Below are 16022 nucleotides of genomic sequence, written 5' to 3' on the forward strand. Positions count from 1 at the left end.
GCGAGCATCTGTGGCCAAGTTTTTAAGGGCGCACGGTGGATGCCTTGGCACCAGGAACCGATGAAGGACGTGGGAGGCCACGATAGGCCCCGGGGAGCTGTCAACCGAGCTTTGATCCGGGGGTGTCCGAATGGGGAAACCCGGCAGTCGTCATGGGCTGTCACCCATACCTGAACACATAGGGTATGTGGAGGGAACGCGGGGAAGTGAAACATCTCAGTACCCGCAGGAAGAGAAAACAACCGTGATTCCGGGAGTAGTGGCGAGCGAAACTGGATGAGGCCAAACCGTATTGGTGTGATACCCGGCAGGGGTTGCCAGTGCGGGGTTGTGGGATCTCTTTTCTGCAGTCTGCCGGCTGTGGGACGAGTCAGAAACCGTTGATGTAGGCGAAGGACATGCGAAAGGTCCGGCGTAGAGGGTAAGACCCCCGTAGCTGAAACATCAGCGGCTCGTTTAAGAGACACCCAAGTAGCACGGGGCCCGTGAAATCCCGTGTGAATCTGGCGGGACCACCCGCTAAGCCTAAATATTCCCTGGTGACCGATAGCGGATAGTACCGTGAGGGAATGGTGAAAAGTACCGCGGGAGCGGAGTGAAATAGTACCTGAAACCGTGTGCCTACAAGCCGTGGGAGCGTCGCTATGCAGCTTGCTGCATAGTCGTGACTGCGTGCCTTTTGAAGAATGAGCCTGCGAGTTTGCGGTATGTTGCGAGGTTAACCCGTGTGGGGAAGCCGTAGCGAAAGCGAGTCCGAAGAGGGCGTTGAGTAGCGTGCCCAAGACCCGAAGCGGAGTGATCTAGCCATGGGCAGGTTGAAGCGGAGGTAAGACTTCGTGGAGGACCGAACCCACCAGGGTTGAAAACCTGGGGGATGACCTGTGGTTAGGGGTGAAAGGCCAATCAAACTCCGTGATAGCTGGTTCTCCCCGAAATGCATTTAGGTGCAGCGTCGTGTGTTTCTTGCCGGAGGTAGAGCACTGGATAGGCGATGGGCCCTACCGGGTTACTGACCTTAGCCAAACTCCGAATGCCGGTAAGTGAGAGCGCGGCAGTGAGACTGTGGGGGATAAGCTCCATGGTCGAGAGGGAAACAGCCCAGAGCATCGACTAAGGCCCCTAAGCGTGTGCTAAGTGGGAAAGGATGTGGAGTCGCAGAGACAACCAGGAGGTTGGCTTAGAAGCAGCCATCCTTGAAAGAGTGCGTAATAGCTCACTGGTCAAGTGATTCCGCGCCGACAATGTAGCGGGGCTCAAGCACACCGCCGAAGTCGTGTCATTGCAGTACATACTCCTAACGGGGACTGTGATGGGTAGGGGAGCGTCGTGTGCCGGGTGAAGCAGCACCGGAAGGTAGTTGTGGACGGTTCACGAGTGAGAATGCAGGCATGAGTAGCGATACACACGTGGGAAACGTGTGCGCCGATTGACTAAGGGTTCCTGGGTCAAGCTGATCTGCCCAGGGTAAGTCGGGACCTAAGGCGAGGCCGACAGGCGTAGTCGATGGACAACCGGTTGATATTCCGGTACCCGCTTTGAAGCGCCAAACATCGAATCCATTGATGCTAAGGCCGTGAAGCCGCCCTGGAGTCTTCGGACAAAGGGGAGTGGTGGAGCCGCTGATCCAAGGTGGTAGTAGGTGAGTGATGGGGTGACGCAGGAAGGTAGTCCAGCCCGGGCGGTGGTTGTCCCGGGGTAAGGGTGTAGCCCGTGCGGTAGGCAAATCCGTCGCACATGTAAGGGTGAGACCTGATGCCGAGCCGATTGTGGTGAAGTGGATGATCCTATGCTGTCGAGAAAAGCCTCTAGCGAGTTTCATGGCGGCCCGTACCCTAAACCGACTCAGGTGGTCAGGTAGAGAATACCGAGGCGTTCGGGTGAACTATGGTTAAGGAACTCGGCAAAATGCCCCCGTAACTTCGGGAGAAGGGGGGCCATTGCTGGTGATGAGTCTTGCACTCTGAGCTGGTGGTGGCCGCAGAGACCAGCGAGAAGCGACTGTTTACTAAAAACACAGGTCCGTGCGAAGCCGTAAGGCGATGTATACGGACTGACGCCTGCCCGGTGCTGGAACGTTAAGGGGACCGGTTAGCTCCATTTCGGTGGGGCGAAGCTGAGAACTTAAGCGCCAGTAAACGGCGGTGGTAACTATAACCATCCTAAGGTAGCGAAATTCCTTGTCGGGTAAGTTCCGACCTGCACGAATGGCGTAACGACTTCTCGACTGTCTCAACCATAGGCCCGGTGAAATTGCACTACGAGTAAAGATGCTCGTTTCGCGCAGCAGGACGGAAAGACCCCGGGACCTTTACTATAGCTTGATATTGGTGTTCGGTTCGGCTTGTGTAGGATAGGTGGGAGACTGTGAACTCGTCACGCCAGTGGCGGGGGAGTCGTTGTTGAAATACCACTCTGGTCGTGCTGGATGTCTAACCTGGGTCCGTGATCCGGATCAGGGACAGTGTCTGGTGGGTAGTTTAACTGGGGCGGTTGCCTCCTAAAGAGTAACGGAGGCGCCCAAAGGTTCCCTCAGCCTGGTTGGCAATCAGGTGTTGAGTGTAAGTGCACAAGGGAGCTTGACTGTGAGACTGACGGGTCGAGCAGGTACGAAAGTAGGGACTAGTGATCCGGCGGTGGCTTGTGGAAGCGCCGTCGCTCAACGGATAAAAGGTACCCCGGGGATAACAGGCTGATCTTCCCCAAGAGTCCATATCGACGGGATGGTTTGGCACCTCGATGTCGGCTCGTCGCATCCTGGGGCTGGAGTCGGTCCCAAGGGTTGGGCTGTTCGCCCATTAAAGCGGTACGCGAGCTGGGTTTAGAACGTCGTGAGACAGTTCGGTCCCTATCCGCTGTGCGCGTAGGAGTCTTGAGAAGGGCTGTCCCTAGTACGAGAGGACCGGGACGGACGAACCTCTGGTGTGCCAGTTGTCCTGCCAAGGGCATGGCTGGTTGGCTACGTTCGGAAAGGATAACCGCTGAAAGCATCTAAGCGGGAAGCCTGCTTCGAGATGAGGGCTCCCTCCTCCTTGAGAGGGTAAGGCTCCCAGTAGACGACTGGGTTGATAGGCCAGATATGGAAGCCTGGTAACGGGTGGAGTTGACTGGTACTAATAGGCCGAGGGCTTGTCCTCAGTTGCTCGCGTCCACTGTGTTAGTTCTGAAGTAACGAACTCGCCTTGCCGGCAGGGTTGTTATCTTCATAGTGTTTCGGTGGTCATAGCGTTAGGGAAACGCCCGGTTACATTTCGAACCCGGAAGCTAAGCCTTTCAGCGCCGATGGTACTGCAGGGGGGACCCTGTGGGAGAGTAGGACGCCGCCGAACTCCTTTTGATAGTGGGAAGCCCCGCACCGTATGGTGCGGGGCTTTCTGCGTTGTATCCCGGGATCGTCGAGGGATGGGTGCTCCGCGCCGTACCCGACCATGCCCATACCCACGGCCACGCCACGTCCACAATCACGACCAAGGCCCTGCCGGCTCACCGGCAGGGCCTTTCGTATGTGCGGACGCTTACCGGAGCCGGTGCAGACTCCGTACCGCGAGCAGCCTGCGATCCGCGGCCCGCCGCCTCCCGGGCGAGCCGCGCCGTGCCTACGGCACTGCGCGCCCGGTCCGTGGCCGTGCGCCTATGAGTCGATACAGCAATGGCCCGTACAGCCTTGGCACAGGGACCGACAGTGAGGCACGGATCGGCGGAAGAGCTGAAGCTTCGCCGCCTACAGCCGGCGCGGCCCCTACAGCCGGCCGGAAGCCTTTAGGGACAGGTACGCGTCCGCGAGGTCGGGGGCGAGGCGAGCCGGGGTGGAGTCGATGACCGTGATGCCGAGGCGGCGCAGGCGGTCCGCGCTGCGGTGACGGGCCGCGCGCGTCTGCTCGGCGGCGGCTGCGGCGTACACGGCCTGCGGGGTGTGGCGGGCGGCGGCCATTTCCTCGATACGGGGATCCGCCACCGCGGCGACGATGATCTCGTTGCGTTGGGTGAGGCCAGGGAGGACGGGCAGCAGCCCTTCCTCGACCGGGGCCGTGTCCAGGCCGGTGAAGAGGACGATCAGGGAGCGGCGCGGCGTACTGCGGTGGAGGGCGGCGGCCAGGCCGTGGGCGTCCGCTTCGACAAGTTCGGGTTCGAGGGGCGCGAGGGCGTTGGTCAGGGCGGGCAGGAGGTCTCCTGCCGCGCGACCCTGCACGGAGGCCCGTACCCGGCGGTCGTAGGCGAGGAGGTCGACGCGGTCGCCGGCGCGGGACGCCAGCGCGGCCAGCAGGAGCGCGGCGTCCATGGAGGCGTCCAGGCGCGGCGTGTCGCCGACGCGGCCGGCCGAGGTGCGGCCGGTCTCCAGGGCCAGGAGGATGTGCCGGTCGCGCTCCGGGCGCCAGGTGCGTACGGCGACGGTCTGGCGGCGGGCGGTGGCGCGCCAGTCGATGGAGCGGGTGTCGTCGCCGGGGGTGTAGTCGCGGAGGCTGTCGAACTCGGTGCCTTCGCCGCGGGTGAGGATGCTGGTGCGACCGTCGAGTTCGCGGAGCCGGGCCAGTTTTCCCGGCAGGTGTCTGCGGCTGGTGAAGGGTGGCAGGACGCGCACGGTCCACGGGACGTGGTGGCTGCCCTGACGGGCCGCGAGGCCGAGGGGGCCGTAGGAGCGGACCGTGACGCGGACGGCGTGGTGGTCGCCGCGACGGGTGGGGTGGAGCGTGGTCGTGATGCGGCGGCGCTCGGCCGCGGGGATGCGTACGCGATGGCGGGAGGCCGGGGCTTCGGTGCCGGGGACGAACGAGCTGGGCGGCCAGGCGTCGCGGAGCTGCGCGCGGAGCGGGCGCCGGTCCGGGTTGGTGACGGCCAGGTGCGTACGGGCTTCCTGGCCAAGTCGAACGGATGTTTCACCGGTTCGGGTGAACTGGAGCTTTCGCACTGGCGCGGCTAGGGCCAGGTCGCACAAAATTGCTAGCAGCAGGGCGAGTTGGACGGTGAGGATGCCGGTCCAGCTCGGCAGGAGGAGGCCGACGAAGAGAGCTCCGAGGGCGGAGATGAGGGCGGTGCGTCCGGTCAGGGCCACGGCTCGGTCTCAGCGGGGGACGGGGAGGTGGGCGAGGACGGAGTTGATGACGGAGTCGGCGGTGACTCCTTCCATCTCGGCTTCCGGGCGGAGTTGGACGCGGTGCCGGAGTGTGGGCAGGGCCAGGGCTTTCACGTCGTCAGGGGTGGCGTAGTCGCGGCCGGTGAGCCAGGCCCAGGCCCGGGAGGTGGAGAGCAGGGCGGTGGCGCCTCGGGGTGAGACGCCCAGGGAGAGCGAGGGGGATTCGCGCGTGGTACGGCAGATATCGACGATGTAGCCGGTGACCTCGGGGGACACGGCGACCTTGGCCACGGCGGCCCGGGCCGCTTCGAGATCGGCGGGGCCTGCGACGGGACGCAGGCCGGCCGCGTCGAGGTCGCGAGGGCTGAAGCCCTGGGCATGCCGGGTGAGGATGTCGACCTCGTCCTGGCGGGCGGGCAGCGGGACCGTCAGCTTCAGCAGGAACCGGTCGAGTTGGGCCTCGGGCAGCGGATAGGTGCCTTCGTACTCGACGGGGTTCTGCGTGGCGGCGACCAGGAAGGGCTCGGGGAGCGGGCGGGGCGTTCCGTCGACGGTGACCTGACGCTCCTCCATGGCCTCCAGCAGGGATGCCTGGGTCTTGGGCGGGGTGCGGTTGATCTCGTCGGCGAGCAGCAGGTTGGTGAAGACCGGGCCGGGCTGGAAGGAGAACTGTGAGCTGCGGGTGTCGTAGACGAGCGAGCCGGTGACGTCGCTCGGCATCAGGTCGGGGGTGAACTGAACGCGTTTGGTGTCGAGTTCCAGGGTCGCCGAGAGCGCGCGGACGAGCAGGGTCTTGGCGACACCGGGGACGCCTTCGAGCAGGACGTGCCCGCGGCAGAGCAGCGCGACGACCAGGCCGGTGACGGCCGGGTCCTGGCCGACGACGGCCTTGGCGATCTCGGTGCGGACGGCCTCCAGGGAGGCTCGGGCGCTGTCAGCTGTCGGGGTGCTCACGGGGGTCGTGCCTCTCTGGGGACAGGATCGAACGTTCCAGGTGGTCGAGCTGGTCGGCCAGGATGACCAGGGCCTTGTCGTCGGCGGGCGCGGGCCCGAACAACAGGGAGTGCAGGGTGGCGCCGGGCTCCGCGTCCGAGGGCAGGCGCGCGGAGACCGCCGGGAGAAGGATGTCGGGGGTGTGGGCGTGTGTGGGAGACACGCCGGTGAGCGGTGCGAGCCGGGCGCGGGTGGCGGCCCGTAGGACGTCGGCGGCGCGGTCGCGGGCGCCTGCCCGCTGGTAGAGGCGGGCGTGGCCCTCGGTCGTCTCGGCGGCGGGGACGGTGACCGGCAGCCGTTCGGGGACGAGGGGGCCGAGCCGGCGGGCCCGCCAGAAGCCCGCGAGGGCGGCGGCGACGAGGAGTTGGAGCAGCGCCCAGCGCCAGCCGGAGGGGATGAGGTCGAGGAAGCCGCGCCGGCCGTCCTGCGCGGACGATGGGTCGCTGACGGAGGGGAGGTACCAGACCAGATGCTTGTGCGGACCGAGCAGTTGCAGGGCGAGCGAGGCGTTGCCCCGTTCGGCGAGGTTGCGGTTGTAGAAGATGTCCGGGGCGCCGAGGAGGACGGTGTCACCGCCGGCCGTGGAAGGCAGGCGCAGCAGGGTGGCGGCGCCGTCGCTGGGGTAGCAGCGGTCGGCGGTGCGGGTGGCTGTCGAGTAGCGCAGACCGCCGAGTTCGGCGTATCCCGCGGCCTGGGCGGCGGGCAGGGCGCAGTCCGGGGACAGCGGCTTCACGTCGGTGGGCGTCCTGGCCTGGGTCCCCGGTGCGAAGACGTCCAGGACGGCCGGGCCCGGCGTGAGCAGGACGGTGCGTCCCGCTGTGCGGCCGGCGGCCTGGTGGAGGGTGCCCAGTTGGCGGCGGGTCAGCAGGTTCGGGTCGGTGACCAGGACCGTGGTGTCCGGACCGGCTGCGGCGGCGGCCTCCTCCGTGGTAGTCACGACGCGGGTGTCGACGCCGTGGTCGGCGAGGAGCGCGGCGACCGCGCCGCTGCCGTAGCGGTCCACCGACCGGGGGTCGAGGCGTCCGTGCTGGTCCCCGGACCGCAGCAGCGCGAGGCCGACGCCGCCCAGGAGGAGGACGAGGAGGCCGGCGAGGAGCCCGCGCGAGCGGGTCCACAGACGGCGTGTGGTCGGTGCGAGCGAAGTGGTTCCGGCCGTGGTGGCGCTCATACGGCGCTCCCCTGGGGAGCGGCGGACAACTGCGGTTTGCTGTGCCGCAGGTCGGTGTCCAGGGTGCTCAGGGCGGCGTACTCCTGTGCGGTGCCCGGGCGGCCGCCGTACGTGACGTCGTCGAAGGTACGGGCGGCGGCGCGCAGGCGCTCGGCGTGGGCGGGCAGGGCCCGGCCCGCCTCCGACGCGGCCTCGTCGGCGGTACGGCCGGGGCCCGGGCTGAGCAGGGTGCGTTCCTCCAGGGCGAGGACGATGGCCCGCATCCGTTCCTGGACGGCTTCGGTCCAGCGGCTGTCGGCCGCGTGCCGTTCCGCGGCGGCACGGTGTTCCGCGGCCGTACGGGGGCGATCACCGAAGAGCGCGCCGCCTCCGGAGGCGGGGGTGCGGCGCAGGGCGCCTAGCCGGAGCCGGAGGGCGACGGCGAGCAGCAGGATCACGAGGACGATGGCGAGGAGGCCGGTCCAGCCGCCCGGCGTGGCCCCGGCGGCGGCTTCGAAGAGGTCACCGATGCGGTCCCAGAGCCAGTCCAGAGCGCGCTGGAGCAGGTTCGGGTCGTTCTGGTGGTACTGCGGATCGGCGAGTTCGCGTTCGGCCGCCTCTCGGGCGGGCACCCGCGGGATCCGCACCGGTCCGTCGTCCCCGGAGCCCGGCATCAGCTGCGCGAGCACGGCAGTCCTCCCCACCCCCGTCACCGCATCAGCTTCCCGGGGTGCTGCCGGCCGTGCCCTGGCCGGTGCCGTCCGGACCGGGGCCGTACTGGCCGGGTGCCTGCGGGCCGGGCGCGTCCGCGCCGTAACCGGGCAGGCCGGCGGCGCGGGCGAGTTCCAGGTCGAGGGCCTCGCGGCGGATCCGCTGGTCCATGTAGAGGAGCGAGGTGACGCCCGCGCTGATGGGGTACGTGACCGCGGAGGTGATCACGGTGCCGACGGCCAGCACGATCAGGAAGGTCCAGCCGGTGTCGCCGTTGCCCTCGGTCCAGGCCGTGAAGCTCTCGCCGCCGAGGAGGACGGCGACGACGGTGGCCGGCACCTGGACGATCATCTGCACGAGAGCGATCAGCAGGTGGGTGAGGAGCTGGATGCCCAGGATCCGCCACCACGCGCCGCGCACCAGCTTGGCGGAGCGCCGCATGGAGGCGATGACGCCCTGCTTCTCCAGCATCAGCGCCGGGGCGGCGAGGCTGAAGCGGACCCACAGCCAGATGCTCACGACGATCGCGCCTATGCCGCCGAGCACCACGAGCATCAGACCGGCCGTGGGCGGACCCACGGCCGCGACGATGATGCCGGGCAGCATTCCCACGAAGATGACGGCCGAGACGATGAGGGGCAGCAGAAGCAGCAGCCCGAGCAGCCGCGGCAGCCGGCCCCGGGAGTCGCGCCACGCCTCACCGGCCGTCACCGAGCGTCCCAGCACGGCCCGGCTGACGACGATGGTGAGCATCGCGGTGACGACGATCGTGCTCAGCAGCTCGATCACCGAGGTGACGGCACTGCCCGCGAGGGTGGAGCCGACGGCGTCCAGCGCTTCGTCGAGGGTGGCGTCGGGATTGTTCTCCAGCGCGGACAGGTCTCCGGCGCTGCGGAACAGGAACCCGGTGACGAGCGTGATCGCGGTCTGCGTGACGACCGCCACGACCAGCGAGATCCCGAGGACGGTGCGCCAGTGGGCGCGCATGGTGGAGACCGCGCCGTCGAGGATCTCGCCGACGCCGAGCGGGCGGAGCGGGATCACACCCGGCTTGGCCGCGGGAGGCGGTGCCCAGGGGGCGCTCCAGCCAGGCTGGCCTCCCCACCCGGGCTGACCTCCCTGGCCGGGCTGCTGCCCGCCCCAACCACCGTGGCCGCCCTGCGGGCCGGAGGGCCTGCTCGGCCCGCCGCGGCCGGAGCCGCCGGTGGGCGCGGACCACTGTCCGGCGGGAGGCTGCTCCTTGGACCACTGCGGAGGGACCGAGGAACCGCCGGCCGGTGTGGCGTCGGACGGGCCCGGAGGTTCGGTGGGGCCCGGCGCACCGGCCGGAGCGTTCGAGCCGGTGGGTTCCGCGGCGCCGGGCTGGTCCTGCGCGGCGCGGTCCGGCTCGTCGGAAGGGGAGGATCCGGGCGAGGCCCAGCCCGGAGAGTTGTTCATCGTCGCTCCTTCATGCTTCCCGCCCGTTCGAACGGCCGGTGTGCGGCGTCCGCAGTGCCTGTCATCGTGTCATGGCGACGGGCCCGGCGTCCCCGGGCCCTTGTCCGGGGGAGCGTCCTTGCACGGGGGAGCCCTTCTGCTCCGACCGGTGTCGACGGCAGACTGGGCGAATGGCCGATCGCTACGAGAAGTCCGAGGCGGGCGCCGACGCTCCCGTGGTTCCGTCACTGCGTTGGGAGGAGCTTCCCGAGGGGCCCGTACTGGTTCTCCTCGATCAGACCCGGCTGCCGTCCGAAGAAGTCGAGCTGGTGTGCACGGACGTGCCGGCTCTGGTGCAGGCGATTCGAACGCTGGCTGTGCGCGGCGCTCCGCTGCTGGGCATCGCCGGGGCGTACGGAGTCGCCCTGGCCGCCTCGCGGGGATTCGACGTGGCCGACGCCGCCGACACTCTGGCGCACGCGCGCCCGACGGCGGTCAACCTCGAATACGGCGTCCGGAGGGCGGCCGGCGCCTACCGCGACGCGGTCGAGAGCGGGGCGGACCGCGAGCGGGCCGCCGCCGCGGCCCTGGACGAAGCACGGGCCGTCCACGCGGAGGACGCCGAAGCCAGCTCCCGGATGGCCGCGCACGGGCTGGCGCTGCTGGGCGAACTGGTGCCGGGCGGCGGGCACCGCATACTCACCCACTGCAACACCGGCGCGCTGGTCTCCGGAGGCGAGGGCACCGCCCTGGCCGTGGCGCTGACCGCGCACCGGGCCGGGGAGCTGCGGCGGCTGTGGGTGGACGAGACGCGGCCGCTGCTGCAGGGCGCGCGGCTGACCGCATACGAGGCGGCGCGGACGGGCATGCCGTACACGGTGCTCGCGGACGGGGCGGCCGGGTCGCTCTTCGCGGCGGGCGAGGTGGATGCCGTACTGATCGGCGCCGACCGGATCACGGCGGACGGCTCGGTCGCCAACAAGGTGGGCAGCTACCCGCTGGCCGTACTGGCCCGGTACCACCACGTGCCGTTCGTGGTGGTGGCGCCGACCAGCACGGTGGACCTGGACACGGCGGAGGGAGCGCTCATCGAGGTGGAGCAGCGGCCCGGGCACGAGGTGACGGAAATCGCGGTGCCGTTCGCGCCCGGCGCCGGGACGGAGGCCGGCACCGGGGTACCGATCGCGCCGCTGGGCGCGCTGGCCTACAACCCCGCCTTCGACGTGACGCCGGCCGAGCTGGTGACGGCCATCGTCACTGAGAACGGAGTGGTCTCACCCGTCACTCCGGACGGCCTGGCGGAGCTGTGTTCCCCATCACGATGGGGTAAGTCACGATCAGGTAATGGGATGATGGCCGAATGAAGGGACGCGTCCTGGTCGTCGACGACGACACCGCACTGGCAGAGATGCTCGGCATCGTGCTGCGCGGCGAAGGCTTTGAACCGTCGTTCGTCTCGGACGGGGACAAGGCGCTCGCCGCCTTCCGGGAGACCAAGCCGGACCTCGTGCTGCTCGACCTCATGCTGCCCGGGAGGGACGGCATAGAGGTGTGCCGGCTCATCCGTGCCGAGTCCGGTGTGCCGATCGTCATGCTGACCGCGAAGAGTGACACGGTCGACGTGGTGGTCGGCCTGGAGTCGGGGGCGGACGACTACATCGTCAAGCCGTTCAAGCCCAAGGAGCTGGTGGCCCGTATCCGGGCCCGGCTGCGCCGCTCGGAGGAGCCGGCGCCCGAGCAGTTGGCCATCGGTGACCTGGTCATCGACGTGGCCGGGCATTCGGTCAAGCGCAGCGGCCAGTCGATAGCGCTGACGCCGCTGGAGTTCGATCTGCTGGTGGCGCTGGCCCGTAAGCCGTGGCAGGTGTTCACGCGTGAGGTGCTGCTGGAGCAGGTCTGGGGCTACCGGCACGCCGCCGACACCCGGCTGGTCAATGTGCACGTGCAGCGGCTGCGCTCCAAGGTCGAGAAGGACCCGGAGCGCCCGGAGATCGTGGTGACCGTGCGCGGTGTCGGCTATAAGGCCGGACCTAGCTGACATGCCGCGGGACGGTTCGGCCCCGGAGGACGAGCGGGGGCGGACCGTCCGCCCGGCGGGTGATATGCCCCTTTCGGGACGTTTGCTCGGGTGGCTGCCCGGCCGGTTGTCCGGTCGCCTGACCAGGCGGTCGGCGGGTGGGGATGCCGTACGCGCCGACGGTCGTGACGTTCACGACCGCGAGGCTGACGGTCGTGACACTGCTGGCCGTAACGCTGACGGCCGTAAAGCTGACGGTCGTGATGACCGCAGTTCTGGCCGCGGTGTGCGTGCCGATGGGCGGTCCGATGACGAGACGGCGCGGTCCGATGGCGAGACGGCGCGGTCCGCTGCCCGTCCGGGGCGCGCCGAGCGGCCGGGGGAGCGGCTCCGGGGTATGCCGGCGCGTCTGCTGCCCGACGGGGCGACGGCCGGTCCGGTCCACCCGATGCTGAGGCTCTTCGGCCGCTGGATACGCCGCCCGCTGCTGCCCGCGCTGCGCCTGTGGCGCCGGAACATCCAGCTCCGCGTGGTCGCCACGACCCTGCTGATGTCGCTGGGCGTGGTGCTGCTGCTCGGCGTCGTGGTCATCGGGCAGGTGCGCAACGGGTTGCTGGAGGCCAAGCGGCAGGCGGCGCAGAGCCAGGCGGCCGGCGGGTTCGCCGTGGCGCAGAAGCTGGCCGACGGCACCACCGACAGCCGCGGCGACGACCCCGTACGGTCCGGCAGCCGTGGTGCGCAGGACTCCGCGACCTGGCTGACCAGCCTGGTCGAACAGCTCGCCAGTGGCGGTCAGGGCGTCTTCTCCGTGGTGGCGCTCAGCTCCGGCTCGGCCGTCGAGGAGCCGTTCGGGGACAGCAGCCCGGACACCCGCGGCCCGCGCGCCTCCGGGGACGTCGACCCCGAGCGCAGCGTGCCCGCCGAGATGCGCCAGATGCTGGACACCAAGACCGGTACCTTCCGCCAGTCCACGCAGATCAAGCGCGTCGGGTCGGAGGAGGGCGAGCCGGCGATCATCATCGGCAAGCGGCTCAACGACGTCAACAGCAACCCGTACCAGCTCTACTACCTCTTCCCGTTCAGCCAGGAGGAGAAGTCGCTGAGCCTGGTGAAGGGTACCCTGGCCACGGCCGGGGTGTTCGTGGTCGTGCTGCTCGGCGCGATCGCCTGGCTCGTGGTGCGGCAGGTCGTCACGCCCGTCCGGATGGCGGCGGGCATCTCCGAACGGCTGGCCGCCGGGCTCCTCCAGGAACGGATGAAGGTCACCGGCGAGGACGACATCGCCCGCCTCGGCGAGTCCTTCAACAAGATGGCGCAGAACCTCCAGGTGAAGATCCAGCAGTTGGAGGAGCTGTCCCGGATGCAGCGGAGGTTCGTCTCGGACGTGTCGCACGAGCTGCGCACCCCGCTGACCACCGTACGGATGGCCGCCGACGTCATCCACGACGCGCGCGAGGACTTCGACCCGGTGACGGCGCGCTCCGCCGAACTGCTGCGCGGACAGCTCGACCGCTTCGAGTCGCTGCTCGCCGAGCTGCTGGAGATCAGCCGTTTCGACGCGGGCGCGGCCGCCCTGGAGGCCGAGCCGATCGACCTGCGGGACGTGGTGCACCGGGTCATCGAGGGCGCCGAGCCGCTGGCGGAGCGCAAGGGCAGCCGGATCCTGGTGCGCGGCGCCGAGCAGCCGGTGATCGCGGAGGCGGACGCCCGACGGGTTGAGCGGGTGCTGCGCAACCTCGTCGTCAACGCGGTGGAGCACGGCGAGGGCCGGGACGTCGTGGTGCGGCTGGCCGCGGCCGGCGGCAGGAACGGCGGCGCGGTCGCCGTCGCGGTACGCGACTACGGCGTGGGCCTGAAGCCGGGCGAGGCGGCCCGGGTGTTCAACCGCTTCTGGCGCGCGGACCCGGCACGGGCCCGTACGACCGGCGGTACGGGCCTGGGTCTGTCGATCGCCGTCGAGGACGCGCGGCTGCACGGCGGCTGGCTGCAGGCGTGGGGCGAGCCGGGCGGCGGATCGCAGTTCCGGCTGACGCTGCCGCGGACGGCGGGGGAGGCGCTGCGCGGTTCGCCGATACCGCTCGAACCGGAGGACTCCCGGCGCAACCGGGAGGCGGCCGGTGCGGGGCTGCCGCGCGGTGCGGCGACGGTGCGGAAGACGGCCGCCATTCCGGCGCAGCAGCGGCTGGCGGAACCGTGGCCTCTTGAGCCGTACGGTGAGGCACGTACTTCGGCCCGGGACTCGGCCCCCACGTCGGCCCGTACCTCGGCGCGTACGCCTGTGCAGCGGTCGTCGGAGCCGGGGGAGGCTGCGGGGGCGGATGTCCGTACGGATGTCCATACGGGCGCTCGTGAGGACGGCGCCCGGGCGGCGGCAGACGGTGTGCGTCGGAACGGCGTACGGGGTGGGGCGGAGCGCGGGCACGACGACGCGACGGGTGCATCGGGTGCATCGGGTCCGTTCGGTTCGTCGGGCAATGGGAACGGGGGCGGCCCGGACCGGAAGGGCGGGGGCAGAGAGGGCGCTGAGCGGGAGGACGAGGTTCGTGGGCACTGAACCGGGCGCGAGGGCGCGGGCCGAGGTGCGGGCTGGTGTTGGTGCCCGGGGTGGTGCCAGGGGCGCTGAGGTGCGCGCCGATGGTGGCGCGCGGGTGCGTCCGAAGACGTCCGGCAGGTTTGTCCGTACGGGCGCTGTCCTCGGATGCGGCGCGTTGTTGCTCGCCGGATGCGCGACGATGCCGGACAGCGGGGACATGCAGGCGGTCGACCAGTCGCCGCGGGCGGAGGCCGACGCGCAGGTACGGGTCTACGGCGTACCCCCGCAGGACGGGGCGCAGCCCACGGAGATCGTCAGTGGCTTCCTCGACGCGACGACGAGCGACGAGGTGGACTTCAGTACGGCCGTGCAGTACCTGGCCAGTTCGACGAGGAAGACGTGGCAGCCGTTCTCCGCGACGAAGGTGCTCCAGCAGCGGCCCAAGGCCGAGCCCGTGGGGCAGGCCAACCGTGAGGACCCGAACGGCTACACGATCACGTTGTCCGGCAGCCAGGTGGCCACCGTCGACAGCAACCACGCCTACACGCCGGAGGAGCGGGCGTATCAGCAGACCATCCACCTGACCAAGGAGGACGGTCAGTGGCGCATCGACCGGCTGCCCAACGGTCTGGTGCTCGGGCAGTCCGACTTCCAGCGGATCTACCGTTCCGTCAACAAGTACTACTTCGCCGACTACAAGTCGGAGGCGCAGTCGGCCAAGGCGGGCCACAACGTACTGGTCGCCGACCCCGTCTACCTGCGGCAGCGGATAGACCCGGTCACCGCGAGCGTGACGGCGCTGCTGGAGGGGCCCACGAACTGGCTGAACCAGGTCACCGCCTCCGCGTTCCCGACGGGCACGGTGCTCAGGAGCAGCGGCCTGTCCCTCGACGACTCCAACGCGCTGCGGGTGAAGCTGAGCAAGCGGGCGGCCGCCGCCGGGCCCGGGCAGTGCCGGCGGATGGCGGCCCAGTTGTTCTTCACCGTCCAGGACATCACCCGGGCTTCGAAGATCAGCGAGGTGGAGCTGCAGGACGAGACCGGCAACCGGCTGTGTGTCCTGTCGCAGGACCGCGCCAACAGCGAGTTCGCGCCACGCAAGCACGTCGGGCGGCCCGCCCAGGAGTACTTCATCGACGCTGACCAGAAGGTCGTCAGCATGCCGGACACGACCACGGAGCCGCGGCCGGTGCCAGGACCGTTCGGGTCCGGCAAGACCCCGCTGAGCTCGATCGCGATCTCGCGCGGCGAGGACACCGCGGCGGGCGTCTCGGCCGACGGCCGGTCGCTGTACGTGGCGCCGCTGGAGTACGGCACCGAACGCGGCCCGGAGCTGCTGCACAGCACGGCCAAGAACGGATTCTCGGCACCCAGTTGGGACGGGCTGGGCGACCTGTGGATAGCGGACCGCAGCGACAAGGGCTCGCGGCTGCTGCGCCTGCGGGAGGGCAAGGGCACGCCCGACGTGGTCACGGTGCCCGGCCTCGGTGACCGGCGGATCAAGTCGATCAAGGTGGCGTCCGACGGCATCCGGATCGCGGTGCTGGTCGAGGACAAGGGACGTACGACGCTGCAGCTCGGCCGGGTCGAACGCGGCGGCACGGCGCAGCACCCGGTGCTGTCGGTGGAGGAACTGCGGCCGATCGCGCCTCAGTTGGAGGACGTGGTGGCGGCGTCGTGGGCGGGCGGCAGCCGGCTCGTGGTGGTCGGCCGGCAGTCCGGCGGGGTGCAGCAGATGCAGTACATGGAGACGGACGGCTCGGCGTCGAGCGCGCAGACGCTGCCCGGCGTCAACGGGGTCAAGGCGGTGACGGCTTCGGAGGACGAGACGAGGCCGCTGGTCGCGGACGGGGCCGAGGGGATCGTGCGGCTGCCGCAGGACGCGAACTGGAAGACCGTGGCGAAGGAGGGGAAGGCGCCGGTTTATCCGGGGTAGGGCGGGGCGGGTGATGCTTGGGTTGCCCGCGTTCTTGCCGTCGCTGTTGGGGATTTGGGTGGTGGGGTGCGGTGGGTGGGTGTAGGTCTTGTCGTGGCCGTGGATGCGGGGCAGGGCCGTTGTGGTTGTCGGTGTGACCGTGCCGTGTTCGGCAGGTTCTGACCGGGGCTGAGATCGGCACAGCCCTGTGGATTCACCCCG

At 69.3% G+C, this 16022-nt stretch carries 9 protein-coding genes and 2 rRNA genes; 6 read left to right on the forward strand and 5 right to left on the reverse strand.

Going from position 1 to position 16022, the window contains the following annotated elements; genetic code table 11:
• Positions 1 to 12 precede the first annotated feature (12 nt).
• Together EJG53_RS25055 and rrf are read left to right on the forward strand one after the other, a co-directional pair.
• A 23S ribosomal RNA gene (locus tag EJG53_RS25055) occupies positions 13 to 3134 on the forward strand.
• A gap of 75 nt (positions 3135 to 3209) precedes the next feature.
• Positions 3210 to 3326, forward strand: a 5S ribosomal RNA gene (gene rrf / locus EJG53_RS25060).
• A 410-nt stretch (positions 3327 to 3736) separates the two neighbouring features.
• On the opposite strand, the gene EJG53_RS25065 is transcribed toward rrf, so the two are convergent.
• Genes EJG53_RS25065 through EJG53_RS25085 form a run of 5 tightly spaced genes read right to left on the reverse strand, consistent with a single transcriptional unit; the run spans position 3737 to position 9356 of the window.
• A complete protein-coding gene (locus tag EJG53_RS25065) occupies positions 3737 to 5047 on the reverse strand; it encodes a DUF58 domain-containing protein (RefSeq protein ID WP_125046637.1) in 1311 nt (436 codons plus the stop codon).
• A 9-nt stretch (positions 5048 to 5056) separates the two neighbouring features.
• Entirely contained in the window at positions 5057 to 6022 is a 966-nt protein-coding gene (locus tag EJG53_RS25070; protein ID WP_125046638.1) for an AAA family ATPase, read from the reverse strand.
• Complete coding sequence (locus EJG53_RS25075) at positions 6003 to 7229, reverse strand: DUF4350 domain-containing protein (RefSeq protein WP_125046639.1); 1227 nt, start codon at positions 7227 to 7229, stop codon at positions 6003 to 6005. Before EJG53_RS25075 ends, EJG53_RS25070 begins: the two co-directional genes overlap by 20 nt.
• The gene (locus EJG53_RS25080) at positions 7226 to 7882 is read right to left on the reverse strand and encodes a DUF4129 domain-containing protein (protein WP_125049580.1); all 657 of its coding nucleotides are present in this window, start codon (positions 7880 to 7882) and stop codon (positions 7226 to 7228) included. Before EJG53_RS25080 ends, EJG53_RS25075 begins: the two co-directional genes overlap by 4 nt.
• Positions 7883 to 7925: 43 nt before the next feature.
• Positions 7926 to 9356: a DUF7544 domain-containing protein gene (locus EJG53_RS25085; RefSeq protein ID WP_125046640.1), complete on the reverse strand. Its 1431-nt coding sequence runs from the start codon at positions 9354 to 9356 to the stop codon at positions 7926 to 7928.
• A 170-nt stretch (positions 9357 to 9526) separates the two neighbouring features.
• On the opposite strand from EJG53_RS25085, the gene mtnA reads away from it, so the two are divergent.
• From mtnA to EJG53_RS25105, 4 genes are all read left to right on the forward strand, one after another.
• Complete coding sequence (gene mtnA / locus EJG53_RS25090) at positions 9527 to 10699, forward strand: S-methyl-5-thioribose-1-phosphate isomerase (RefSeq protein WP_125046641.1); 1173 nt, start codon at positions 9527 to 9529, stop codon at positions 10697 to 10699.
• Positions 10696 to 11373, forward strand: a complete 678-nt coding sequence (mtrA, locus tag EJG53_RS25095) for a two-component system response regulator MtrA (RefSeq protein WP_030017937.1) — start codon at positions 10696 to 10698, stop codon at positions 11371 to 11373. The genes mtnA and mtrA overlap by 4 nt, the downstream gene beginning before the upstream one ends.
• Before the next feature lie 376 nt (positions 11374 to 11749).
• Positions 11750 to 13906, forward strand: a complete 2157-nt coding sequence (gene mtrB / locus EJG53_RS25100; protein ID WP_125046642.1) for an MtrAB system histidine kinase MtrB — start codon at positions 11750 to 11752, stop codon at positions 13904 to 13906.
• A 94-nt stretch (positions 13907 to 14000) separates the two neighbouring features.
• Entirely contained in the window at positions 14001 to 15821 is a 1821-nt protein-coding gene (locus tag EJG53_RS25105) for an LpqB family beta-propeller domain-containing protein (RefSeq protein ID WP_125046643.1), read from the forward strand.
• Positions 15822 to 16022 lie beyond the last annotated feature (201 nt).

This window comes from Streptomyces chrestomyceticus JCM 4735 (assembly GCF_003865135.1).
Classification (GTDB): Bacteria; Actinomycetota; Actinomycetes; order Streptomycetales; family Streptomycetaceae; genus Streptomyces; species Streptomyces chrestomyceticus.